Here is a 25,847-nt window from a genome sequence, read left to right on the forward strand (position 1 = left end):
GTAAATTTAATCCCTTTCCTCCGAATTATTATTTTTGTGCTCTACAATTTTTTCTAACAAATTTTCAATAGATTGTAATTTCCATTTAATTTGAAGTCCGATCGTGATGATACTAAATATGATTCCTCCCAACATTCCAAATAACAAAGAATCCATATTATCTCTTCCATTATTTATTTCAATAACCGTATACATACCGAATCTTGTACATGGTGAATGGTTCGTACCCAAAAATTTCTTTCACTAGAAATTCAAAAGGAATCACTTTAATAATATAAGAGAGACCTTTACACCCTTAAAGCAAAACATATGCAATTGGCGTAATAATCACCAATGCTAAAATTGTTCTTTGCACATACAAAATAATAAGTTCGGAAACTTTTAACGGAATATCTGTAGACAAAATACATGGAATCGATGCTGAAAAAAATAAAATAGACGATACGGATACAACTGCGATGACAAACTTAGTTACAAGTGGCGCACTCACAACAAGTAATGACGGTAAAAACATCTCCGCAATTCCAACTGATGCTGCTTTTGCAGCTAGTTCGGCTTCTGGAAGCTGCATAATCCATGTAAACGGATAAAAAATATAACTAATCCAATCGAATACCGGCGTATATTTCGCTAGTAAGATACCGATTAATCCAACAGACATAATGGATGGCAAAATCCCCATCGTCATAATGAACCCGTCTTTTAAGTTAACCAAAATATTTTTCATCACACTCGGCGCCGATTTCGATACTTCTAACGCATCTTCCCAAGCACGCTCTAACATCTTCTCTTTATAAACTGGTTCTGGAAAACCTTCTTTCGTAATATATGTATCTGGTTTCGTTCGTAGTGGCGGGATTCTTACGGTGATAGCGGTTACAATGAATGTTACGATAAGTGTGGTCCAAAAATATAAATTCCATAAGTGCATAATATTTAGCGTTTTAGCAATGATGATCATAAATGTTGCCGAAACCGTTGAAAAGCCTGTTGCAATAATGGCAGCTTCTTTAATTGTATACTTCCCCTCTTTATACACGCGGTTCGTAATTAATAAGGCCAAAGAATAGCTTCCAACAAAAGACGCTACCGCATCAATTGCTGAACGCCCTGGTGTTTTCCATAACGGCCTCATAATTGGTCTACAAAATGTCCCGATAAATTCTAATAGGCCATATCCGACTAATAGTGCTAAAAATGCTGATCCAATTGGTACAAGTAAGCTTACCGACACGACTAGTTTTTCATAAAGAAACGGTCCAACATCAGGAGCAAAAAACCAAGCGGGTCCTATTTTAAAGCAGTACAATACTCCGAATACGACTCCAATAACTTTTAAGAATGAAAAACAAATATCTACAATTGATGCACTCCATTTCTTTGTATAAAATGGATATATTGCACCAATTGTCATGACAAATAAAGCATAATATGGTACAGCTGTTGGAACCGCTCCTCGAATCCAAGATACAATGTGATCAATCATGATTGATGACGTACCGTTGATTGTAACAGGTACAAAAAACATAAAGATACCAACCAAACTAGCAAGGATAAAACGAAGAATGATTTGTTTCTCCTGCCTTGTTTTTACGATTTTGTTTTCTAATTCAATTTGGCTCAATTCCTTTACACCTCCAGTTATCTAAATATTCTGTATAAATATTTCATAATCCTCTTTTTTCTGTATATAGTAAATAACAAACTTAATGTGTAAAGTGTTAACAAGCTATCCGAAAAAAGAATGGGAGCTATTTCCTCATCCTTTTTCGATACTTATTATGACCATCAACCACACCGAAATGCTCAAAACCATTGTTTTTGTAGAAGTTGTTTAGTTTCGTATTATTTGCAACACAATCCAACTTTAAATACTCTTTATCACCTTGCATATTTTCTTGTATCCAGCGCAATATCATTTTACCTATGCCATACATACTTCATATTTTTAGGTATAACAGCAAGTCTATGTAAATAAAGTGAATTAGAAATCTCTTATTCTCCAATAAATATGTCGATCCCATTCACTTTGTATAGGAGATACTGTAAAAGTAGCTATTATTTCATTAAACTCAATTTTCTAATGTGATTAAGGTTTCATAAATAGTATGAGAGACAGATACATAAAAATCATAAAAATTAACAACGAAAAAAGGATTGATACAAAAATAATAGACTGATTAGCCGGAATAAAGATACCTGCTTGAATTTCTCTTCTTTTTCTTGCATATTGAACAGTAGACAACACGCTAGTTATGAAACCAATAACACACGCAAAAATTCCAAGAACTATTACTAATATATTAACATATGAATTAGAGCTAATTTTAATAGTAAAATGTAATGAAGTCGTTAAAAAACCTACTCCTGTAATAGATATAGCAGTTCGTATCCATGCAAGATAAGTTCTTTCATTAGCTAAATACTGTTGGGCATATTTCACACTTTCTTCTGGTAATCCTTTCTTCTTATTTAAAGCTTCCATAATTAAGAAATCCCCTCCTTTATTAGCGAATTTTTATAAAGAGACATAGCAAAAACCATTACTTAATAAAAGAATCCAAAGTTTCGAAGCAAAATAATAAGATAAAAAAATAGCCCTTCGTTATCAAGCGGCAACTGTCGGGGCTAAATAGATTTTAGGAAGCTATTGACTTTTAATAGGATTGCTCTCCTCTGGAATTGGACAAATATAACTAGCACCATTTAACCTTTCTTTTAGCTCAGCTTTTGCTTTGTTGACAAGTTCCGTACTTTGCAAAATTTCGATAGCAGTAGCTGCCATTACTTTTCCAGCATGAAGCATACCTTTATGAGCAATAGATGTCCCTCCTTGCGCTACAACTTGCCAAGTATGAGGCTGCGTCCCCATCGCAAAGCAATTAGTCGTGCACTGTACAGTGGGGACTATCCAGCTGACATCTCCTACATCGGTCGAACTCTTCATTTCAAACGTTTTGTTTATGTAAGGTAAGAGTACAGTAGAAAGCTCCTCTTCTTTCAGCTGATTCATGAAATCTTTATCTACCTGTATTGGAAACATATTTTGTTTATCCGCTTCCGATAGGGTAGAGCGAATTTGACGAGCAAATTCCTTTTCTGCTTCATCAAAAGTAGGAACACCTAGCTTACGGAAGTTATTGTACATAATAGTTTCTAGCGTTTGGTTAGGAATCAGGTTGGAACATCCCTTGTCAAAAATGATATCCACTTCTGTTTCAGTCATCATGGCTGCACCGTGGGCAACCTTACATACACGCTGATACAATTCTTCTAATTGAGACATTTTCGGGGCGCGGACTTTATAGAGTACTTCCGCTTCCGCCTGCACAACATTTGGTGAGAATCCCCCTGGATTAGTAATCGCGTAATGAATACGAGCCTCTGGAACAATATGTTCACGAAGAAAGTTAACCCCAATGTTCATTAGCTCTACGGCGTCCAGTGCACTGCGTCCAAGATGAGGAGCAGAAGAGGCATGTACTGCTTTTCCCTTAAACTTAAAATACACTTGATAGTTTGCCAGATTGGTCACCGATACTACCGCGTTTATAGGAAAGGGATGCCACGAAACAGCAATGTCCACATCCTGAAACAAGCCTTCGCGAACCATAATCGTTTTTCCAGCTCCTCCCTCTTCCGCTGGACAGCCATAGTAACGAACTGTTCCTTCTATTTTATTCTCTTCCATATAATGCCGTACAGCGACTGCAGCGGCCAATGAACCCGCACCAAGCAAATTATGCCCACACCCATGACCGTTTCCTCCTTGCTGAATCGGTTGATAAATCGTCATTCCACGCTCTTGACTTAAACCATAGAGAGCATCATATTCTCCGAGGATAGCTATGATAGGACCTTCACTTCCGTAACTTCCAATAAATGCAGTTTCCATACCTGCGACTCCACGTTCCACTGTAAATCCTTCCTCTTCTAGTACCTCGCAAAGTAGATTGGCAGAGCGAAACTCCTCAAATCGAGTTTCAGCGTAATCCCATATACGGTCGCTTATATGAATAAACATTTCCCTCTTATCTTCAATAATTTCTACAATTCTTTTATGATTTAACATAGTAAACACCCCTTCTTTTGAATAATAAAACGGAGTAATTCAACATTTAGCTCACTCATCGTGACTATACCTATTTTTAGATTTTACCTATCTATGCTTTTGACCCTCGTGTATGTATTATAATAGGCAAGATTTATAAAATTATCCCGCCAAGAAGTGAAACACAAAGTTACATCATATAGGAGGTGAGGATGACCAGATTTGCTAATTCTCTCCTCTCATAATTAAATTGATACTGTCTTTTCAGCCTGTTTTCCAGATAAATGCATTTTGTTTGTATTTATAGTAAACCCGGCAATTGCAACTAAAAACGCAGAAACGATTAAAAACCAAAACGCTGCATCATAGGAGCCATTAAACAGACTAATAATGAATCCAATCACAGCTGGGGAAATCGCGCCGGCAATTTGAGCAACAAAACTTATAACCCCTGTTACAGAGCCGATGAGTTCCTTTGGCCCATATTTTAATATAATAGTAAGAAGCGTTGTTCCGATGAAAGATATAGCCATCGCAGTTAATGTAAAAAACGTGATAAAAAGCGTTATGGATGTAGCATTAAACATGAAGCTGATAAATAATGCAGTGAAAAGGGAACCTATGATAATAAGATACTTCTCTCGGCCTACCATATATTTATCAAGAAGCCAACCACTTATATTAAACATTAGAAAGCTGGCAATATACGGAATAACTATTAACCCACCTGCAGATACCAAATCAAGCCCCTTCTCCTTCACCAAGTACATCGGCATCCAAGAGATAAGACCCCAGTTTACGATACTTGAAAAAAACTTGGCAAAAATGATTTTCCCTATGTTATCTACTTTAAATAACACTCTTAAAGAAACTTTATTTAAGCGTTGGTTACTTTTTTTGGGAGTTTGGACTTCTTGAGGTTTCAAGACAAACCAGAATGCTATAGCTACTAAAATCCCCGGAATGCCAAGGCTGATAAACATCCACCGCCATCCTAGAGTTACTACCATTGATGCAGCAACTATGCTTCCCAAAACGCCTCCAATACTTTGAGCAGACATAAAAAATGAATTTGCTCTTCCTCTTTCTTTTTCATGAAAATTCTCATGAATAGACAATACTGCTGCCGAATGGAACGGCCCTTCCCCTAATCCAAATAAAAAGCGAATAAATAATAAGGAGGCAAAAGACCAAGCAAAACCTGTCATCATTGTGAACACTGACCAGCTTATGAGAGAAATAATTATCATTACCCTTGCACCAAATCTATCTGTCAGCCATCCACCTAATAGCTGCATAAAAGAGTAACTAATAAAGAATGCACTTATCAGCACTCCAGTCTGGGAAGGGCTAAGTTGAAACTCTTCTTCAATAGGAATAATCCCCACATTAATTGCCAAACGATCAAAAAAACTTAAAATCATTGCTATAAATAGAAAACCCAAAATAATAAATTTTCGCTTACCGCCCGAATAACTATCCATTCGCTTTCACCTCTTTTTTAGAAAATACTTCTAAACAAAAAGAGCTTATAGCCGAGAATATAATAAGCCTCGGCTTTTAAGTTATCCATTAGTTAATATTCGTTGCAAGCACATCTGTTTTTAACGCCTTCTTATCGATTTTTCCGATTGTTGTGAGCGGAAAGGTATCTCGGAAATAAACTTCTTTAGGTACCATATATTTAGAAGTGTTCTTCCTACAAAAATCGATGATTTCCTCTTCCGTACAGCTAACTCCATCCCTTGGAGACACAATTACACAGACTGCTTCACCCCAATCAGGATGAGGAACACCGATGCAAGCACATAATGAAACAGCCGGATGCTGATTTACCACGCGCTCCACTTCTGCTGAATATACGTTCATTCCTCCTGAAATAATCATATCTTTCTTTCGATCCACAATATATAAAAAACCATTTTCATCCCGCTTACCGATGTCACCGGTGTAAAGCCAGCCGTCACGGATTGTCTCTATAGTTAGTTCAGGTTTTTGATAATATCCCTCCATCATAGTTGGAGATTTCACAATAATTTCTCCGAGCTCTAATGGCTTAACATCATTCCCATTGTCGTCAATAATACGTACTTCGGTCATCAAACACGGCTGTCCGCAACTCTTCAATACTTCCATGTTATTATGATAAGCCCAAATATGAGCGCTTTTAGAAAGTCTCGAAATAACGATATTACATTCTGTCATCCCATATTGCTGACGGATAACTGGTCCAAATACTTCAAAGGCTTCCTTCAAACGCTCTTGAGAAATAGGAGAAGCACCATAATAGATATTCTTGACGGAGCTCACGTCATAGTCTATTTCCTTCGCCAAATCAAGTAGTCTGTACAACATGGTCGGTACCATGAATGTAGACGTAATTCTGTATTGCTTAATTGTATTCATAATATATTCAGCTTGGAATCCACGCATAATATACACGTGTACTCCTGAAATAAGAGACCTCCAAAGTAGCGAACCAGCTGAATGTACGAGTGGGGTGCTCAGTAGCAAACAATCTTGGTCATCAAGTGAATCCTCGATGCTAGCTGAGATCATAGCAGCTCCTAGTCCTCTCTGAGAATGCATTACTCCTTTAGGTGTACCTGTTGTTCCACCTGTATAAGACAAAAGTGCGATATCTTCTGGCAAGACAGTCGGTAAATCTGGACAAACTGTCTCTTCTGGCCATTGGAATACCTCAAACTTATTAGGATAGTCGATACCGAATTTAGACAGACCGATAACGCGTACAGAACCATCTTCCGCTCCCTGCAAGTATTCAAGAACTGTTTCGACATGAGGTTGTGTTGCCATAATGACAACTTTAGGTTTTGATTCTTTCAAAATAAAATCAACCTCATGAACCCCTAGCTTTTCTCCTAACGGAACCAAAATAGCACCGCATTGCGAAATAGCTACATTGAACAGCACATTCTCCAGGCTATTTGGAATAATGGTAGCAACATGGGTGCCTCTCCCTACACCTAAACTGAGTAAATATTCAGTTATACGTCGTGATTTTTCTAACAACTCCTTGTACGTTAATGTTTCCTCTGCTGGTAATAAGGTTATCGCCGGCAAGTCCCCAAACCTGTTCATTCCTTTCAAAAGCAGTGACTGAAATGTCGTCTGTTGCATAGAAATTTAATACCTCCCTAATAGTCTATTTGTAGATTCCAACAGCTTTTATTTCTCGTAAATGATCCACTGTTGAAGATTGATAATTCAAGCTTTGTAATATTTCTTCGGTATGTTCTCCTAACGCTGGAGCTGCACTTTGACAAGTTGGAAGTGATGTAGAAAATAATGTAGGGAATCTGACATGAAGCTCTTTCTCACCTGTTTCCTGATTAAAACAGTGATAGAATATCTGTCTTGCTTTCAAATGTGGATCTCTAATAACATCAATGGCACTGTTAACAGGAGTCCATGGAATATCCGATGAACCAAAAATTTTCTCCCAATAACTGAATGGCTTAGACAGAATAATTCCTTTTATCAAATGGTGTAGCTCTATCTTTCTATGCATTCTTTCCACCGGGCTTCTCCATTGCTTCAAACTGAGGGCTGGAAATTCCTCCTGCAGACAATGTAGGAATTTCGCCCAAAATTTATCTTCATTTAATCCGAGAGCAAGCCATTTCCTATCTTTAGCTTCATACATGTCATTTCCAGGCATCACCAATGGAGACTCCCTTTCAGAAAGCGCTTTCTCGTTTTTGATCAGAGCAGGCAAGAATAATCCCACCCAAGTGACCAATACATCTGTCATAGAAACATCGACATACTGCCCCTGCTTTGAATGTTTGGACTCCATGAGGGCAGCAAGAATTGAAAATGCGGCCATCATCCCTCCAGCCAAATCGGCTATCCGAGTAGCAGGACGTGTCGTAGGCATTTCCATTTGTGATGGAATACCAACCATACCGGCTAATGCCAAAAAATTTAAATCGTGGCCGGCGCGATCCTTATAAGGACCCGTTTGTCCGAACCCGGAAAGAGAACAATAAACAATCTGTGGATTTATTCCTTTCACCTGTTCATATCCGAATCCTAAGCGATCTAAAACACCAGGGCGGAACCCTTCCAAAAAAACATCCGCCTCTGCTACCAGCTGACAGAGAACTTCTCTCCCTTCTTCCTGCTTAAGATCAATAGCGATTGACTTCTTATTGCGATTCACCATATTGAATATCGGTTTTGCCATATCTCTTGTGATATCCTCATGCGCAATATCTTCAACCTTTATGATTTCCATTCCTAAATCACCTAGCAGCATGGTACAGTAAGGTCCAGGAAGTATCCGAGATAAGTCAATGACTTTTATCTGCTTAAAATATTCATACATTATACGTCTATTCTCCCTTCATTGTCTTATTAAAAAATTATTAGAGACCTGTTCTTTCAATAACTCTTTCGCAATCGTATTTTTTTGAATTTCAGAGGTGCCGCTAAGGATCCGAAACATACGTGCACTTCTATACATTTTTTCTACAGGATGCCCTTTTTCCAACCCTTGTGATCCGAAGATTTGGATTGCCTTATCAGCTACGCGGTTAACCACTTCCGATGCAAACAGCTTGGCCATCGATGCACCGGCACGATCTTCTTCTCCCCGATCGATTTTTTCAATCACATCATAAACCATGCATCTAGCTGCATAGATTTCCGTAGTCATGTCTGCAAGCATATGCTGGATAGCCTGAAATTCTGCAATATGGCGCCCAAATTGAACCCGTGTTTTAGCTTGTTCTATCGATAAATCAAGAAGATGTTGAGCCATCCCGACAAATCCGCAAGCATGTGAAGCGCGATTCGCATTAATTCTTTTCATTCCAAGAAGCAATCCTTTTCCTGGCTCTCCAATAATATTGGAAGCTGGAACTCGACATTGATTAAATATTAATTCAGCATGAATGCGTTCTCCTGAAATTGGGACTTGAATATTTCCTAATTCGAAACCGGGAATATTCGATGTTTTTTTGTCTACAAGAAAAGCAGTGATTCTCTCTTGCTTTTCATCCATCAATTCCTTGGCTATCACAATGGCAAAATCAGCATAAGGAGCTGCACTAATAAACCGCTTCTTTCCATTTAATATATAATCATCTCCGTCTCTAACAGCTGTCGTCTCAATTGCAAATGCATCTGAGCCCGCATTTGATTCCGTGAGAGCAAAACAACAACTAGATTCTCCAGTAACAATTGGAAGAAGATACTTTTCTCTCTGTTCTTGTGTAAAACTGTCCAGCATTTGTCCGATTCTTAGTGGTCCCCCTATTTCTCCGATAACCTGCCCCCATAATACTGCTCCCGAACGAGCCAGTTCTTCTTTCAACAAGCACAGCCCTTTTAAGCTAAGATTTTTTCCTCCAAGCTCCTTAGGTAGGTTAATCCCGTAAAACCCTAATTCTCTTGATCGTTTTCTAACCCATTTAATCGCTTCCATCGGAATATCCTCTTCGGCATTCAATTTCTGTTCTGCTTCATAAGGAAGTAATTCATTTTGAATAAAACTACACAATTGGGTATGAAGTACCTTTAAATTCTCTCCATTTGCTGTTATCATATTTTTCCCTTCTTTCTACTTGTTTGACTTCATATAGTTACATAATTAAGTGAATACCAGAATTATAATTTGTTAACTTACCTTGTATTATGATTTAAATCCCTTTATCTTTTCTGAATCTTTAGTTAATTATAGTTATAAATTTTATTTAAGTAAATTAACGATTAGTTATAATAACTTAAATAAAATTGATGTAAAAAAATAAAAAATAACATTCAACCTTGTTCCAAAAATATGATGAATAATCATTGAATAAAAAAATATTAGTACAAATATCACGAAGATACCGTACTAATATTTATAAGTAGATGCATAGAGTTCAAGACACTTGATAAACTCTTTGGCAGCTTTCGACAAGCAATGTTTCTTTGATTGTACCCATCCCATATCTAGGGAATTGTGTTCCATATTGATTAATGGAATAGGAATAAGTTCACCGCTTAGATAATATGGATCGGTGTTAATTCCAACGTCATAAGAAAAAGAAATAGCTAAACCTTCAGCCACAGTTTTTTTCATAATTTCTGTATTGTTTGTAGAAAATAAAATATTCATTTTACCAAAACGATTAAAAAAATATCGGATGAATGCATGCATGTTCGGTCCGTTATAGACTACAAGGTTCTGCTCAAGCAAATCCTGTGGAGTTACATTTTTTCGATTAACTAATGAAGAATTCCTACCAACAGTAACGATTAGTTTTCCTTTCAATAGAATTTGAAAATCTAATTTTTCTTCTTTCGGGTTCTTTTTCGGGATATGCATGAGTCCAATGTCAACTTTTTCCTTTACAACATCATCGATAACATAATGTCCTCCCTTTTCCTCGATAATAACGTTTACATTCGGATACTTTTTCTTGAATAAGGCTAAAGCTTTAGGCAAAATGGTCAGAAACAATCCTTGAGTTGATGATAGTCTCAATTCCTTCTCCATAGTATCTGAATAAGTCTGAGCCTTATCTCTTATTTCTTGAAGTTTGTTCACGACCTCATAAGCTTTTTGGATGATTTCCTTCCCCTCTTTTGTCGGTATTGTACCTGTTCGCGATCGCTTGAATATTTTTATACCCAGTTCTTTCTCCAGGTTTGTAATAGCCATACTGATTCCAGCCTGAGAGATGTGGAGGATTTCTGATGAACTAGAAATAGAGCGTGTCTCAGCAACCTTGATAATATATTGTAATTGTTCAATATTCATTGCAACCCACCCTTTTTAAGTTCCTTTTCCGAATCATGCATCTAAACAAATTCTCTTTCAATTATGTTTTTTCTAATTTCTTATAAAGTAGCTGAGTGCAATTACTTTTTTACCCAAATAGACTTTCGGAAGACTACTTTTACAAGGTTAATCCCATTACTGATTTCGTTGCACCTTTCTAAACTCCTCCTTAATAACAACTGTAAGATGTAAGTATAAACCAACTATCCGAAAAAAGATGGGAGCTATTTCCCCATCCTTTTTCGATACTTATTATGACCATCAACCAAACCGAAATGCTTAAAACCATTGTTTTTGTAGAAGTTGTTTAGTTTCGTATTATTTGCAACACAATCCAACTTTAAGAACTTTTTATCAGCGTGTTTATTATCTTGAATCCACATCAAAGCCTTTTCACCTATTCCGCTCTTCATATACTTTGGGATAATCGCTAGTCTATGTAAGTATAGTGAATCAGAAAAAACATCTTCTCCAAAAATATGGCGATCCCATTCATTTTGTATGGAAGACACTGTAAAAGTTCCTATCATTTCATTTTCTTTCAAAATGATGTAAGTATTTTTATTTATTACAGCTTCCATGATTTCTTCGTCATCTCCACCTTCTAAAAGATACTGCCACTGGTCGATTTCTTTTTCTTTTAACCACCGTGCAACTTCTTTTAGCATATGAATAATAAGAATACTTTCCTCGCTATGCGCAGTTCTAATTTGATAGCCTTCAAGGGTATTTTGATACATTGTTTCTTCCTCCTTTTTAGTCTCTCGACTTTTTATTAGAATAAAAAAGAAACAATCAATCTCCTTTTAATAAGGAATATAAAATTTCTCCTCGTAGCTTAAAAAATTCTAGATGTTCTTCAATTAACCTTTCACAATTTTTTCCTTCTAAAATCTCAAGTGTCTTCTTAACAAAATTCCAATTCAAGCAACCAGACAACCATAATAATGAGGACAGTCTTTCTCAGTCGAATCTAAAAAATCACCTGCATCATATCCCTTCAAAAATGCTTGAGCAACTTTAGGACAAACTTCATGTGAGAATATCCCTTGCGTTCGAGAATACCACTTTATAAGCCACGCTAACCCTTCTATACGGTCTCCATAAGTAATTGATTCAAAATCTACAATTCCCTTCACTTTCTGATTCAAACCCCAAATAATATTTAGAGGGTTTAAGTCTGATTGTATAATGAAGTTTAAGTCTTTCGAATACGCTTTCTCAATATGATATTCTGCCACTTCTAGATAACTTTGTAATGCGCTTGTGCTCTCACTCAAAATATTACGTACAGGTACTTCGTTACGAAGTAGTTTTATGAATTCCTTATATCCATGTAAATGTGATTCCTTTAAAAAAATAGAACTTTGAAATCTGCTGGAAATATCATGACACCTTCTTGCCTCTCTGCCAAATTCCTCGGCAATATTTTCGTCACAATATGTAATATGGATACCTTCAATCCATTCCGATAATACAAATCGATACGCTTCATCATTCCATGTGAAAGAAACAAATGGTTGATTAGTAGAGGATTGTATAATCCTCATAAAAGGAATATCATGCTCCCTTACATAACGCGAAAACCTTATTTGCTCTTCTAATTGCTTGTTTGTTATATGCCCAAAAGCAGGATTTTCTGTTCGTTTTTCACCTAAAAATCTTGCGGAATATCTTTTTCCATTTACATTGATTTTATAATGGAAATCTTTATTCCAACTTCTTTTGTGTAATTCATCTTCTATTTGTAATGTGTGAATATCTTTGAAATAATGACTTACAGCTCTTGTTATCAACAACCTCATTTGTTACCCTCTTTTCTAAATTCCAGGTCTCATATGCTAATTATCATGCTCTCCATGTATACTATTTACGAAAATATTTACATCTCACCAATTGTTATACCCCTTTGTGAATCTGTAAAACACTCAATTTTATTGTAATAAATTCTAATGTACATTTTAGGTTCTAAAGTTGGGAAAATAGCAAAACATTTCAAACTTCGAATCAAACTCCCTTGTTACTCTCTTTCTTTTCAATCTTATAAAAAAATCTACAACAATGCATGTGAGTAGTTTAATAAATACTTATTAAACTACTCACATGCATGAATAATTATTACCACTCTTTAATTCTTACTTCCTTTATTTTGTCCATGTATAAGATTAAGAAGTTGAATATATTCATCTTCTTGTCCAATATCATATCGGTTTCCATCGATGATTTTCCCATACACATTTTTCATTGTAAGTAAAGAATGGATTGCGTCAGTGAGTTGATACTCTCCTCCGACTCCAGGCTGTATGTTTTTTAACAAAGGAAAAATATCTGGTGTAAAAACATACCGACCAATCACTGCAAAATTAGATGGGGGATTTACTTTCGGTTTTTCAACAATATCTGTAATTTGCATATAATCCTCTTTTACTATATCCCCTTTTATAATCCCATACTTTTCTAAATTTTCATCCGGTACTGTATGGATACCTAGTACACTACTTTTTACCTCTTCGTATATCCTAATTAATTGATTTAAAGCTGGTTCTTTATCCGAAATTACGATATCATCTGGTAAAAGTACAGCAAAAGGATCATTCCCTATAAATGTTTCCGCTAGTTTTATTGCTTCACCTAGTCCCCTTGCATAAGGTTGCCTCGTATAATGAATTTGAATATCCGGAATAGAAAATTCATTTAATAAATGTGATTTCTCCTCTCTTTTTAAAAACGTTTCCAATTCTAATGAATAATCAAAATAATCAACTATTAAATTCTTTGTTCTTGAAAGAACAATTAATATTTGTTCAATTCCAGATTTTACAGCTTCTTCTACAATATAATGAATCGCAGGTTTATTTCCTATCGGAAACATCTCTTTTGGAACTACTTTTGTAATAGGAAGGCTACGCGTTCCATAACCAGCAGCTGGAATTATTGCTTTTTTTATCACGACCCTCGCTCCTTCATCCTATTTCCAATAGTATATTCAGTAATCCGTTATCCGCTCATCACTCTATCAAAAAAAGGCATTTAACTTATCTCTCCCTATCGTTTATCGTATGAATAGGGCTTTTGATATGGCACAAGTCAGACTTGTCCATCAATATAATATACAAGCAAGTACAAATTTTTAGAAAGGTGCGTGTCTTCTTATGGACATATGTATAATAGGTTCTGGCTATGTTGGACTAACTTCAGCAGCAGTATTAGCAAATTTAGGACACCATGTTGTTTGTGTTGATAACGACCAAAGTAAAATTGATATTCTTCAAAAAGGCGATCTTCCTATTTACGAACCGGATTTAAAAGAGCTTCTATATAAAAATAAAAATCGTTTAAAATTTTGTAGTGATGTTGGTCAAGTCATTCATCAAACGCCGGTTATTATGATTGCTGTTGGAACTCCTTCCGCTCCCAATGGAAAAACAGATTTACAATACATTTATTCTGTTATCGATACAATAGCTCAAAACATAAAATCATATAAAACGATTATCACAAAAAGCACAGTTCCACCTGGTACAAATCAACTCATAGGTGAAATGCTCATAAAAAAAGGGATAGACTCTTTACTTTTTAATATTGTTTCTAATCCCGAATTTCTTCGAGAAGGATCAGCCGTCCATGACATGCTCTTTCCAGATAGAACAGTGGTAGGTATACAAAAGGGCGATACAAAGTCGCTTGAAATTATGCAAGAAATATATAAAGATATTAAAGCTCCATTCTTTCATACCACTTTAAGTAGTGCAGAAATGATTAAGTACACTTCCAATGCTTTTTTAGCTACAAAAATATCTTTTATCAATGAAATTGCTAGAATTTGTGACGCATATCAAGTTGATATTACGGAAGTAGCAAAAGGAATAGGGTACGATTTCCGAATTAACCCTCATTTTCTCCAAGCTGGAATTGGATATGGTGGCTCCTGCTTCCCGAAAGATTTGAATTCATTAATCTATACAGCAAAGAGCAGACAAGTCGAGCCTCTCATTTTGCAAGCTGTACAATCTATTAATTCCACACAAGTAGACTACTATATTGAAAAAATTAAAAACAAATTTAAAGACCGTACTTCAAACCGAATAACAGTCTTAGGAATCTCATTCAAACCTCTTACAGATGATATACGCTATTCGCTTGCTATTACACTGATTGAAAAATTAATTCCTCTTGGTTACGAAATTCATACCTACGATCCAAAAGCCCACCTTCCTTCTCCTCTAAAAAAACATGTCACGGAGCATGCTCATTTGAAATCTTCTATTATAAATTCTGATTGTGTAATCATTGCGACAGAATGGAATGAATTTAAAACACTTGATTGGCAACAAGTAAAAAAATTAATGCGAGGAAATACAATTGTTGATGGTCGGAATTGTATTGAAAAAAATGAAGTAGAAAAACATGGTTTACAATATATAGGAGTTGGTCGTCCATGAAAATCCTTGTTACAGGCGCAGCCGGTTTTATCGGTTCCCATCTATGTCAAGCATTACTCAAAAACGAATCCTATCATTTAATTGGGATCGATCATTTCATCGGTCCTACTCCCATTACATCAAAACATCAAAATATACAACAATTCAAAAATCACCCACGGTTTCAATTTATACAAGGTGATATTTTAACTACAGATTTATCTAAGCTTTTACAAGATGTAAATATTGTCTATCATTTAGCTGCAATTCCCGGTGTACGAACAAGTTGGGGGAAAGATTTCGATCCATATGTGACCAATAATATTCTCGCTACACAGCGCTTACTTGAAGCCTGTAAGCATATAAATTTAAGTAAATTTATTCATATCTCTACTTCTTCCGTTTATGGTGAAAAAACAGGATCAGTTTCTGAAGATTTGTTTCCTACTCCTTTATCACCATATGGTGTGACAAAATTAAGCGGAGAACATCTATGTCATATATATCAAACAAACTTCCATATACCGATTGTTATTCTAAGATACTTTACAGTATATGGACCTCGCCAACGCCCTGATATGGCGTTTCATAGACTAATAAAACAAATGTTAGAAGATAAACCTCTTACTATTTTTGGTGACGGAACTCAAACACGTGATTTTACTTATATCGATGACTGTATACGCGGTACCATAGCTGCATTAGAAACACAAAATCATATAACAGGTGAAATCATCAATATCGGCGGAAAAGAACGAGCATCCGTTTTAGATATCATTTCCTTGCTAGAGAAAAAACTCGGTAAGACAGCAAAAATACATTTTCTCAACGCAGTACCTGGAGAACCTAAACACACATGGGCGGATATTTCTAAAGCAACTTCCCTCCTACAATATTCCCCTTCCATTTCGTTAGCTGACGGGTTACAAGCAGAGATCAATTATTTAAACCAACTCTACAACAGAGGATAACTTATGAAAATATCATATATATCTACAGAAAAGCTGCCCTCTCTAGCAATTAGAAGTGAAATCATCCAAGTTGCAACATCCAGCTGATAGGCTAGAACATATGTATGAAAATTTTGTAAAAACAATCGATTCTCCTCAATCCACATGCAAATAATCTAAAATAAAACAATACCCCCTTATTTGGGGGTATTGTTTTATTCTTCATCTTCTTCTTCTTCGTCTTCTTCTTCGTCATCGCCATCTTCTTCGTCTTCTTCTTCATCTTCTTCTTCGTCATCGCCATCTTCTTCGTCTTCTTCTTCATCTTCTTCATCTTCTTCTTCGTCTTCTTCATCTTCTTCTTCGTCTTCTTCATCTTCTTCTTCTTCGTCTTCTTCATCTTCTTCATCTTCTTCTTCGTCTTCTTCGTCTTCTTCGTCTTCATCTTCTTCTTCTTCGTCGCCTTCTTCGTTTCCTTCTGCTTCGCTTTCGTCTTCTTCTTCGTTAGTGAAATTCACCTCTGACTCATCTACATACTGAAGTTCGACTTCTATACCATTGTGTGATCCAGATTGAATTGCATCAACTAAAACTCTTAAAGCTTCCTGTAAATCATTTCCTGAATCAAAGTTAAAACCGTTTTCAAAATCCAACTTTATTTCTGCTTTTTTCACTTCAGACATTGATAAACCTCCTTTATTATAGTTTCATAAATATAGTATGTTAAACTCATATCAAAAGATTGATATACTTGCGGACTTTTTCTCTTTACTTCCTTTTCTTTTTAAAAATTTGAGCACCTTCTATTAGCCTTGGAGCTACTGGTTGATTAGGTGCAATAATCTTGATTTTTAGTTTCGGTTTTTCCGGTTCAAACGAAACTAATTCTTCTTTCTCTTCCAACTCAATTATTTCATCCGTTACTTCGTCGTTCACCTCAGTATTTACTTCTTCATTTATTTCCTCATTTACTTCTTCATTTACCTCAGCATTACTACCAACTATTAGCCTTGGAGCTATTAATTGATCAGGTGCAATAATCTTAACTTTTAGTTTCGATTTTTCCGGTTCAAGCGAAACTAACTCTTCTTTCTCTTCCAACTCAATTATTTCATCTGTTATTCCGTCGTTTACCTCAGTATTTACTTCTTCATTTACCGCTTCTACTAACTCCTCACTTGTTGCAATTTCTTGGTTATTATCCACCTCTTTTACATCGAGAAAGCTAATTGTTGGTAATTCAACTAACTCCACTCCTTTAACAGCTGCTAAATTTTCTACTACAGATAATTCATTCAACACAATATCTTGAGGTTTATTCATCGTTTGTTCATATTCTGAAAGAGCCCATCCCATTGGACCAGGTGGAGAAAAAATAAATTTGTCTAGGTCAAGAAGTGGGATAACCATTTTCTCCTGTTTATATTTCATTTTATTTCCCTCCGCTTCCACTTTTAATTACATGAAAAATATCAGGAAAATTTTGTAGAAATTCCTCTTTTGAATCCTCCAAAGCAATAATATTTTGTAATGCCCAAATATATTTTTCGTCAGACCAAGACCTCTTCTGCGCCAAGTAATATTTATGAGCAATTGCACAAAATGAATGCGGGAATGATAATTCTGTCCAAAGAACACGATATTGTTCTTGTGACAAGGGATTCTCAGAATCATAGGCCTTCAACATATGAACAGCAAAGTCAGTATCCCAAACTGACATTTTTTTCATTACTTTATTTAAAATAATACGTAAATCTCGAACTGGTAAATCATTTGTAATAGAGTGTAACTCCTTCATAAAAACAGTGTCTTCCATTTCTGTAAATCTCGCTAAAGTAAAATCTTGTTGACAAAAACCTTTTGATGCGATAACTTCCTTTGTCCATTGGCTATAGTATGGCTCATCAATTTCTTGTAATGCTTTCTTACCACGCGCTAACATTTTATCTGCATACTCTAAAAACATGATTGAAAATGGATCATTTGGAAAAGAAAGAGCAATCCTTTTATTTCCTTCTAATTCTTGTAATTTCCATCTATACAACTTATGCCACTTTCCTAATCGACTTCGTATTTTACTTTCTGGTTCTGAAATATATCCCTCGGATGCTCGTTGAAATTGCCCTGCATATATAAGCACTTTTTCTAGTTGTTCTTTACTGTAATAAATGATTTCCTTTCCCTGATGTTTATCATATAGTACATATGCATAATCACCAGCCCCAATACAAAAAGCCCCTCTCTTCGTCTTATGAAGCTTTGTAATTGGCAAACCATTGTTTAAAAGGTGTAAATGTGCTCCTGCAACAAATAACATTCTTTTGGGGTTCATATGTGCTTGTTTTAATATTTTTACCCCTTCATTTGTTTCTACTTCCCAAATTGTTCTTCCACTTCTGCTTGATTGTAACGTAATATTATTCGGCTCAAATGGATAAAATTGCAGTACTTTCTCTAAATGTTCATACTCTAAACTAGTTTCCTCTCCCAATTCCCTCATCCTCTCTTACTTCTTTCTAGATACTTCTTCATATACGCCAAGTAAATTCATAGCAACACGATTCCAACTGAAATCCTTCTCAACTTTTAATCGTCCATTTCTTCCCATTTGTTCGCACTTGCTTCTATTATTTAATAGATTAATAATCTTTTCAGCATATACATCAGGATTCTCGAAGTCATGCACAATATAACCATTTTTCCCTTCAACGATTACTTCTGGGTTACCACCCCGGTTACTCGTAATAATAGGTAAACCTGCAGCCATCGCTTCATAATGCACCCTAGCTAGCGGCTCTTGCCACTGTGAAGAACAAACGAAAAGATCTGACATCGCATAGAGAGTCGGTATATCCTTCGGCTTTACGAATTTAATAAAAGTTACATGTTCTTTATACATCGCACCTAATGTATACAAATGCTTCACATAATTATTTAAGTTGTCATCCCCAAACCATTTTGACCCAATAAAAACCATCATAATATCTGGGTGCTGTTCAATAATTTTGGGAAGTGCTTGTAGCAATATATGAGGTCCCTTTACTTTACTCAATCGACCAACAAATAAAACTACTTTTTTATTCTGGAAATTCAACTCTTTTTGAACATCTCTTCTTACTGCTTTCCCCCTCGCTGTCCAAGCAGGAGTATATTGATCTAAATCTACACCCGAATATACTGTCTTTGTCTTATTTTTCGCTGCTGGGAAACGAGAAGTAATTGTCTTACCAATATAATCACTTACTGTTACAATTTTTGAAACGACTGAAAGACATGCCTCCCCTTCCTCATCACTTATTTTTTCATATGCAAACATCTCATTATGCACACTTAATACAAATTTTGTTTTTGGCGCAGCATCGTATAAAACTTTCATCCAGTTTGGACGATTACATAAATGAACTACATCATAATTTTCCTTGCTTATATGTTCAACAATACGAGGAACATACTCATCTTCTGAAAAACGTATATACCGAACACCTTCTCTTTTTTCAAAATCTTTCAAATCCGGATCATTTATTGAAATAATTGTCACATCTTTTCCTTTTGAAGCAATAATAGAAGCAACGGCATCCATATAAATTTGAATAGCTCCTCCTCGTATTGCTGGTACGGGTAGTTTTTCAGTAGATATTATTGCAATTTTCATACGTTAACCCTCCATTTCACAAAGAATACAACCCTCTTCAACATATGTTACGAAAAAGCTCTTACCATTGTGAGTAATCGAGCACCTTTTTCCAAATACCAAACACAAAATAGGTAAAAGCTCTACTTTTTATCCTTACAGGCGAATGGCTAGAACAACCAATTGTCTTGTACCATAAAGTAATAAGAGAATGTATAAAGGATGGTGACATATATGGAAAAACACACAGAAGAAGCAGAATATATATTATCGCCTGAAGAGGAGAGCAAATTACTATCGTTAGCTGAAACAATGATTCAAGATTGGGATATTACTGTAAATGCCATTGAATTAATACAGGGGGGACAACTTGCATTAGTATGGAAAATTCATACACCGGATGGACCTGTTTGTTTAAAAAGAATTCATCGTCCAGAAAAGAAAGCGTTATTTTCTATTCATGCACAAGATTATCTTGCAAAAAAAGGAATGCGTGTTCCAAGTATTATTCCTAACAAAAATAATCAGTTATACACAAAACATGGCCCATTTTTATTTGTCGGATACGAATGGATTGAGGGAAGACCTTTCGAACTTACTATGCAAGAAGACCTTGAAATGATTATGAAGGGATTAGCTGACTTCCATCTTGCGTCTATTGGTTACAGGCCACCACCAGGGGTTCCTATTTTCACAAAACTAGGACGTTGGCCAAACCATTACATCAAGAGATTCCAACAAATGGATGTTTGGAAGAACTTAGCTGAAAATACTAAGGAAGATCCATTTTCGCAATTGTACTTAGCTGAAATTGATCCTTTTATTCTAGAAGCACAACATACACTTCAGCGACTATTAGCTTCTGAATATACAACCTGGACAAATCAATTACAATCAAACCCTAACCTGTGCCATCAAGATTACGGTACAGGAAATTCCCTTCTTGACCCAAATAATCAAATTTGGGTAATTGATTTAGATACCGTGTCTTTTGATCTTCCGATTCGTGATTTGCGTAAAATGATTATTCCTTTATTAGATACAACGGGAGTTTGGAATGAGGATCAATTTAATATTATGATTAACGCTTACGAATCAATTTCTCCTCTAACAGCTGAACAAAAAAAGATCATGTTTATCGATATGCTATTTCCATATGAACTTTACGATGTAATTCGTGAAAGATATGTTAGAAAATCTCCTCTTCTTGCTGATGAACTCGCCGGCGCTATGGAATATGAGAGAATAAAATCTAAAGCTTTAAATACTTTAATTGAGAAATTTTAAAATCTAGTACGTGAAACTAAAAAATAAGAAGCCTACCAAATAGATGTTAGGCTTCTTCTACTATCATTTTGCAATTTCTAAGTCTAAAAACTATATTTCTACATCACTGATTTCGCTGCGCTTCTTTAAATTCTTCCTTAATTTGAGCAAGTGTTCCTTCTTCTGTAATTAATCTGTATGCTGCATACGCTAATGCTTTTGCAGATGTAATTAATGCTTTATCGCCAAGTTCCGAACGAGCTGCTTCTCTAAATTCATTCGTATGAGCAATTAAATTGTCTGGACCAATTTTAATGTAAGGATGAATTGTTGGTACGACTTGACTTACATTCCCTGCATCTGTTGAACCGATTCCAAGTCTCTCTTTACGATTTACATCTTCACCAAGGTTTTCTAATTCCTCAGCAATCACTTCATTAAATGTTTTTGTTACTAATAATTCATCAATTTCATTTTGGAACTGATTGATTTTTACTGTTGTTCCTGTTGCTAATGCGGATCCCTGTGCAATATTTCGTACCTTTTCAGTTACTTCAGCACATCTTTTACGCGTTGCTGCGCGAATGAAAAAGCGAGCTGCTGCGTAATCTGGAATAATATTCGGCGCCTTTCCACCTTCAGTAATGACACCATGAATTTTCACATCTGCTGGAAGTTGTTGGCGAAGTGCATTAATCCCACTGTAAAGCTGAATAATCGCATCTAATGCATTAATTCCTTCCTCTGGTGATGCTGCCGCATGTGCAGACTTTCCATAAAAATGAAAATCAAGTGGATCAACTGCTAGCGATGGACTTGTTGTTGCTGTTTTTCCACTCGGGTGAATCATAAGTGCTGCATCGATATTGTTAAACAAACCTGCTTTCACATAACTTGCTTTGGCACTTCCATTTGGTCCACCTTCTTCTGCTGGTGTTCCAAATACGACGATTTCACCTCCAATTTCTTCAATTGTTTCTGATAATGCAATCGCTGCCGCAACACTTATTGTGCCAATTAAATTATGACCACACGCATGACCTAATCCAGGCAAAGCGTCATACTCTGCTAAAAAAGCAATTGTAGGTCCTTGTTTCCCTGAGCTTTTCCGTGCGATAAAGCCTGTTTCATGTCCTGCTATATTGTGTTGCAGTTGAAAACCTGCACTTCCTAGTAATAAGCTTAATGTTCTTGATGCAAAGAATTCTTGATTACCAATTTCAGGGTTCTCATGTATATCATGACTTGTTTTTACATACGTCTCTTTATTTCTTTCTATGCTTTCAGTAATACTATTTCGGTGTGACGTTACTTGTTTTGTTGTCATTTTCCTATTCCTCCTTTAAATTTACATATAAAAAAGCCTCTCTCTAAAAGATAGAAAGAGGCTTGAAAAATACAGATTCAAAAATGCCTTCTTTCTTATCTTTCAAGTCTTTCACTTGCTGGAATTGGCACAGTATTCATATTGAATCCGCTGCCGAGGTTTCATAGGGCCAGTCCCTCTACCTCTCTTGATAAGAAAATCGTTTTTATTTTCATAAAATTATATTAAATTATTTTCATTCTAGTTTTATTCCGACTAAATGTCAAGGAATTCCGATTTGATTTTACCGAATATCTAAAAATCCTTTTAAAACGCCAATCGTTTCAGGAGTATGCATTCTCGCACATATATAAGGGAATTCTGGACTTCCTTCAAACGTCATTTGTGACGTTAACGGCGCACCTACCCAAAAGATTTCATCATCAATACATATAAATGGAAGTGATTTATTTTGTCTTTGTACTCTTACATTTTTTAATGGAATGGGTCCATCGCTATATATTGTGACTTGCGCCACTGTACGCATTAATGCCTGCCATACTCTTTTATCTACCTGTCTTGTACTTGGAAGCGAAATAATAATTTTTTGTTTTGCTGACAAAATATCTTTTAACAATACTTTTGTCTCTTCCAAATTCATTTGCATAAACCATCTCAAGCGCTTTGTAATTTTTCGTTCGAACAACGGACGTGATGACCTGCGATCATACACATTTCCGTGTCTTTCTATGTGAGAAGTTAAATGAGATAACGCTTGTTTTCTCGAAAGATTTTTCCGCATATATTGGCAGTCCGATAACTGAATGAACTTCCCTCTTGCCCTCGTTACCGCAACGTTTACAAGACGATGATTTTTATGATCAAAAAATAACACACCAGGTCTTTCTTGCGGATAACTATCTACTGTATCAAATATCATCATGTCTCGTTCAGACCCTTGAAATTTATGAACAGTTGCCGCTAAAACAGGTGTATTTCGATACTTTGTTTTTTGCAATAGTTCTCTTATGCATGTTGATAAGAAACGGGACTGTGCGCGATATGGTGTGACAACTCCAATGGATTGAACACCATCTAATAAACCGATTAAAATCATTTGCATCGCAACAAGACCGGACATCATATTAAAACGTGAACCAGAAGCTGCATCTTTTAAAGAATAGGCTCCCATCAAACTAGTATCAAATAGAGCAGTCGCTTCATTTGCAAATGGCTGTAATTCCGCTAATTCCTGCCTTGCCGAAACAGAAGGATGGTCGAACACTCTATTCTTATAAATAAATGAGTTTGTAAATTTAGATATATCCTCATGCATCCGTCTTTGTTCTTGCAGCATAAATAAATTTGGATGTGCTTCATAACTATTTACAGATTGGACAATGCCAGCATGATAAAACATATCTTCCCCTAGCCATTTTCTAACAAGCTCATGGTTTGCCATCGCAATTGGAGGCAACTGTAAAAAGTCACCACAAACGACAATTCTTTTACCAAGAGAAGCAGCTAATGCGAGTTGCGGCACATATGCCATACTCACTTCATCTACAACAACTAAGTCAAATGTTCGCTCATAAATAAGAGAATCAATTGCGCATTTGGATAGCGTCGCACCAATTACTTTTGCATTTTCAATATATTCTCTTTCTACTTCTTTAATTTTCGCTCTTTGTTTTCTGAGGTCTCCTTCAATTTCTTGCATACGCTTTTTATCAGAAGCAGTTGCTTTATACGATAAGATTTTTTGTCGAAGATCTTGACGCATTTCCTCTAAATAGAGCTTTTCTTCTCCCCATGATCCATTCGTTGTTTCCACTAGTCTAGAAGCTAGTAATGTATCATGATTCCGTATATGTTCATGTTGGCTAAATCCATACCGGACGATTTCTCCTGGTGTCCATTTTTCTTTCTTTTCGATTTGCTTTGTTACTTCACTCATTAATACATCAACCGCTGCATTACTATGAGCAAGTACAAGTACTGATTTTCCTTTTTGATAATGCGCGGAAATAATACGTGATAAATTATAAGATTTCCCCGTTCCTGGTGGTCCCCACACATACGTCGTCCTATTGTAAAAAGAACGATATGCCAGTTCATTCTTCGGATTTTTCATCTTCTCTATATGCTTTGGCGTACTCTTTCCATCTAAAAGACGTTTTACACGCTGACGCTTTTGCTTATCTTTTCGAACCTCTTTCAAACGTTCTTGTAGCTGTTCTAATAGCTGCCATGGTTCACTATATAAAACCGCTTCTCTTATTTCGCCTTGTATATAATCATTTAATTTTAGTTCAATTTCTAATCCATGTACAGATAATACTTCTCCGGTTGCTTCCTCACCATCAAATTCAATTCGAATGGGAGTACCATCAGGTAAGCTTACTTCCGAAATAAGCTGAAACACATACACCGTACTTTCATAATCTGTATATAGAAAACGACCATTGATAATAGATAGTTTACTACCGCCTATCGTTTTCCAATGTTTAATTTCATATGCTAACGCTTGATGCCACTCTTTCATCGTTTCCGTTAATGAAGGAGTTTGCGAAGTTGTGTTCATCTTTTTGTCTCCTTCCTTCTCTCCAAACATACTTTCTCACTATATCATAGAACGCCATACAATTTGTAAGGTTTTTATCTTGCTTATTTTCTTAATTTTCAATATTATGATACATATGAAATTTATCCCGCACTAACGGGCAGTAATACCCCACCTCAAAATTCGGTGCAAGCAATGTCCCGCTCTAGTGGCTAGAATCTCCGGTCGTTTCGCTGAGGCAAAAAGCATCTCTCTGTCAGGGGCGCGGGCGTCCTGGATTCTGAACGAGCCGCTTCCGCTTTTCTAAAGAAGTTAGGCGGGAGATAAACTGCCCGTAAATGCCCGATTGGTGAGGGCTGATAATCAGTTGGGGGATGCTCCCACTGATTAAAGTTTCACTTTATAGAAAGAAGGAATTCATCATGCCAATAAGAAGAATCGAACATGTCGGAATCATGGTTGCAAACTTAGAAACATCGATCTCATTTTATGAAAAAGTGGTTAGGCTAAAACTGATCAAACGTATGGGGCACCCAAATCCAAACTTAAAACTCGCTTTTTTAGGTGTAGAAGAATCACAAGAAACAATTCTTGAATTAATTGAAGGCTATAACCCTTCTCTTCCAACAGAAGGAAAAGTACATCACATTTGCTTTAAAGTGGATTCATTAGAGGATGAAATTGAACGACTAAAAAAATTAGAGGTTACTTTTTTATTAAGTAAAGAAATTGAAACATTACCTGATGGAACGCGTTATATTTTCTTCGCTGGTCCTGACGGAGAGTGGATTGAGTTTTTTGAGACGGAGAGATAATTATACTTCTTTTCAATAAAAAATCAGCACCACTTATTTTGGTGCTGATTT

At 36.0% G+C, this 25,847-nt stretch carries 20 protein-coding genes, 1 pseudogene and 1 riboswitch; of the genes and pseudogenes, 4 read left to right on the top strand and 17 right to left on the bottom strand.

Going from position 1 to position 25,847, the window contains the following annotated elements; genetic code table 11:
- Positions 1 to 295 precede the first annotated feature (295 nt).
- The 11 genes and pseudogenes from AC1M36_RS01795 to AC1M36_RS01845 all read right to left on the bottom strand — a co-directional run bounded on the left by AC1M36_RS01795 (position 296) and on the right by AC1M36_RS01845 (position 13,794).
- Complete coding sequence (locus AC1M36_RS01795; RefSeq protein ID WP_479845535.1) at positions 296 to 1,624, bottom strand: YjiH family protein; 1,329 nt, start codon at positions 1,622 to 1,624, stop codon at positions 296 to 298.
- Between the two features lie 465 nt (positions 1,625 to 2,089).
- Positions 2,090 to 2,485, bottom strand: coding sequence for a YidH family protein (locus AC1M36_RS01800; protein ID WP_336452249.1), 396 nt, complete (start codon positions 2,483 to 2,485; stop codon positions 2,090 to 2,092).
- Positions 2,486 to 2,647: 162 nt separating this feature from the next.
- A complete protein-coding gene (locus AC1M36_RS01805) occupies positions 2,648 to 4,072 on the bottom strand; it encodes a M20 family metallopeptidase (RefSeq protein WP_479845536.1) in 1,425 nt (474 codons plus the stop codon).
- 224 nt (positions 4,073 to 4,296) lie between these two features.
- Positions 4,297 to 5,535 carry an MFS transporter gene (locus tag AC1M36_RS01810; protein WP_479845537.1) on the bottom strand — a complete coding sequence of 413 codons (1,239 nt, stop codon included), beginning with the start codon at positions 5,533 to 5,535 and terminating at the stop codon, positions 4,297 to 4,299.
- Between the two features lie 88 nt (positions 5,536 to 5,623).
- Positions 5,624 to 7,192, bottom strand: a complete 1,569-nt coding sequence (locus AC1M36_RS01815; RefSeq protein WP_479845538.1) for a class I adenylate-forming enzyme family protein — start codon at positions 7,190 to 7,192, stop codon at positions 5,624 to 5,626.
- 25 nt (positions 7,193 to 7,217) lie between these two features.
- Positions 7,218 to 8,402, bottom strand: coding sequence for a CaiB/BaiF CoA transferase family protein (locus tag AC1M36_RS01820; RefSeq protein ID WP_479845539.1), 1,185 nt, complete (start codon positions 8,400 to 8,402; stop codon positions 7,218 to 7,220).
- An 18-nt stretch (positions 8,403 to 8,420) separates the two neighbouring features.
- On the bottom strand, positions 8,421 to 9,623 hold the full coding sequence (locus tag AC1M36_RS01825; RefSeq protein ID WP_479845540.1) for an acyl-CoA dehydrogenase family protein: 1,203 nt from the start codon (positions 9,621 to 9,623) through the stop codon (positions 8,421 to 8,423).
- 291 nt (positions 9,624 to 9,914) lie between these two features.
- Complete coding sequence (locus tag AC1M36_RS01830; protein ID WP_479845541.1) at positions 9,915 to 10,823, bottom strand: LysR family transcriptional regulator; 909 nt, start codon at positions 10,821 to 10,823, stop codon at positions 9,915 to 9,917.
- A 245-nt stretch (positions 10,824 to 11,068) separates the two neighbouring features.
- On the bottom strand, positions 11,069 to 11,584 hold the full coding sequence (locus tag AC1M36_RS01835) for a GNAT family N-acetyltransferase (protein WP_336452256.1): 516 nt from the start codon (positions 11,582 to 11,584) through the stop codon (positions 11,069 to 11,071).
- Positions 11,585 to 11,639: 55 nt separating this feature from the next.
- Positions 11,640 to 12,649 (bottom strand): annotated as a pseudogene (locus tag AC1M36_RS01840) (phosphotransferase enzyme family protein).
- A gap of 323 nt (positions 12,650 to 12,972) precedes the next feature.
- Positions 12,973 to 13,794 (bottom strand): UTP--glucose-1-phosphate uridylyltransferase, encoded by an 822-nt coding sequence (locus tag AC1M36_RS01845; protein WP_336452258.1) that lies wholly within the window; start codon positions 13,792 to 13,794, stop codon positions 12,973 to 12,975.
- A 202-nt stretch (positions 13,795 to 13,996) separates the two neighbouring features.
- Between AC1M36_RS01845 and AC1M36_RS01850 the strand changes: the two genes are divergently transcribed.
- Positions 13,997 to 15,286, top strand: coding sequence for a UDP-glucose dehydrogenase family protein (locus AC1M36_RS01850; protein WP_479845542.1), 1,290 nt, complete (start codon positions 13,997 to 13,999; stop codon positions 15,284 to 15,286).
- Complete coding sequence (locus tag AC1M36_RS01855; RefSeq protein WP_336452260.1) at positions 15,283 to 16,236, top strand: NAD-dependent epimerase/dehydratase family protein; 954 nt, start codon at positions 15,283 to 15,285, stop codon at positions 16,234 to 16,236. Before AC1M36_RS01850 ends, AC1M36_RS01855 begins: the two co-directional genes overlap by 4 nt.
- A gap of 194 nt (positions 16,237 to 16,430) precedes the next feature.
- Here the strand turns inward: AC1M36_RS01855 and AC1M36_RS01860 are convergent, their stop codons facing one another.
- The 4 genes from AC1M36_RS01860 to AC1M36_RS01875 all read right to left on the bottom strand — a co-directional run bounded on the left by AC1M36_RS01860 (position 16,431) and on the right by AC1M36_RS01875 (position 19,867).
- Entirely contained in the window at positions 16,431 to 16,898 is a 468-nt protein-coding gene (locus tag AC1M36_RS01860) for a hypothetical protein (protein WP_479845543.1), read from the bottom strand.
- 85 nt (positions 16,899 to 16,983) lie between these two features.
- Complete coding sequence (locus AC1M36_RS01865; RefSeq protein ID WP_479845544.1) at positions 16,984 to 17,646, bottom strand: hypothetical protein; 663 nt, start codon at positions 17,644 to 17,646, stop codon at positions 16,984 to 16,986.
- A 1-nt stretch (position 17,647) separates the two neighbouring features.
- The gene (gene cotS / locus AC1M36_RS01870; protein ID WP_420792348.1) at positions 17,648 to 18,715 is read right to left on the bottom strand and encodes a spore coat putative kinase CotS; all 1,068 of its coding nucleotides are present in this window, start codon (positions 18,713 to 18,715) and stop codon (positions 17,648 to 17,650) included.
- Positions 18,716 to 18,721: 6 nt separating this feature from the next.
- Positions 18,722 to 19,867, bottom strand: a complete 1,146-nt coding sequence (locus AC1M36_RS01875; RefSeq protein ID WP_336452264.1) for a glycosyltransferase family 4 protein — start codon at positions 19,865 to 19,867, stop codon at positions 18,722 to 18,724.
- Between the two features lie 201 nt (positions 19,868 to 20,068).
- On the opposite strand from AC1M36_RS01875, the gene AC1M36_RS01880 reads away from it, so the two are divergent.
- Positions 20,069 to 21,133 carry a CotS family spore coat protein gene (locus AC1M36_RS01880; RefSeq protein WP_336452265.1) on the top strand — a complete coding sequence of 355 codons (1,065 nt, stop codon included), beginning with the start codon at positions 20,069 to 20,071 and terminating at the stop codon, positions 21,131 to 21,133.
- A gap of 103 nt (positions 21,134 to 21,236) precedes the next feature.
- Here AC1M36_RS01880 and AC1M36_RS01885 read toward each other — a convergent pair whose 3' ends face one another.
- Entirely contained in the window at positions 21,237 to 22,439 is a 1,203-nt protein-coding gene (locus AC1M36_RS01885; protein ID WP_336452266.1) for a M20 family metallopeptidase, read from the bottom strand.
- Positions 22,440 to 22,531: 92 nt separating this feature from the next.
- Positions 22,532 to 22,636, bottom strand: a riboswitch (SAM riboswitch).
- 86 nt (positions 22,637 to 22,722) lie between these two features.
- A complete protein-coding gene (locus AC1M36_RS01890; protein ID WP_336452267.1) occupies positions 22,723 to 25,032 on the bottom strand; it encodes an AAA domain-containing protein in 2,310 nt (769 codons plus the stop codon).
- Positions 25,033 to 25,403: 371 nt separating this feature from the next.
- Here AC1M36_RS01890 and AC1M36_RS01895 point away from each other — a divergent pair, with 371 nt between their 5' ends.
- Positions 25,404 to 25,796: a VOC family protein gene (locus tag AC1M36_RS01895; RefSeq protein WP_336452268.1), complete on the top strand. Its 393-nt coding sequence runs from the start codon at positions 25,404 to 25,406 to the stop codon at positions 25,794 to 25,796.
- Positions 25,797 to 25,847 lie beyond the last annotated feature (51 nt).

This window comes from Bacillus sp. Medicinal_06 (genome assembly GCF_056711665.1).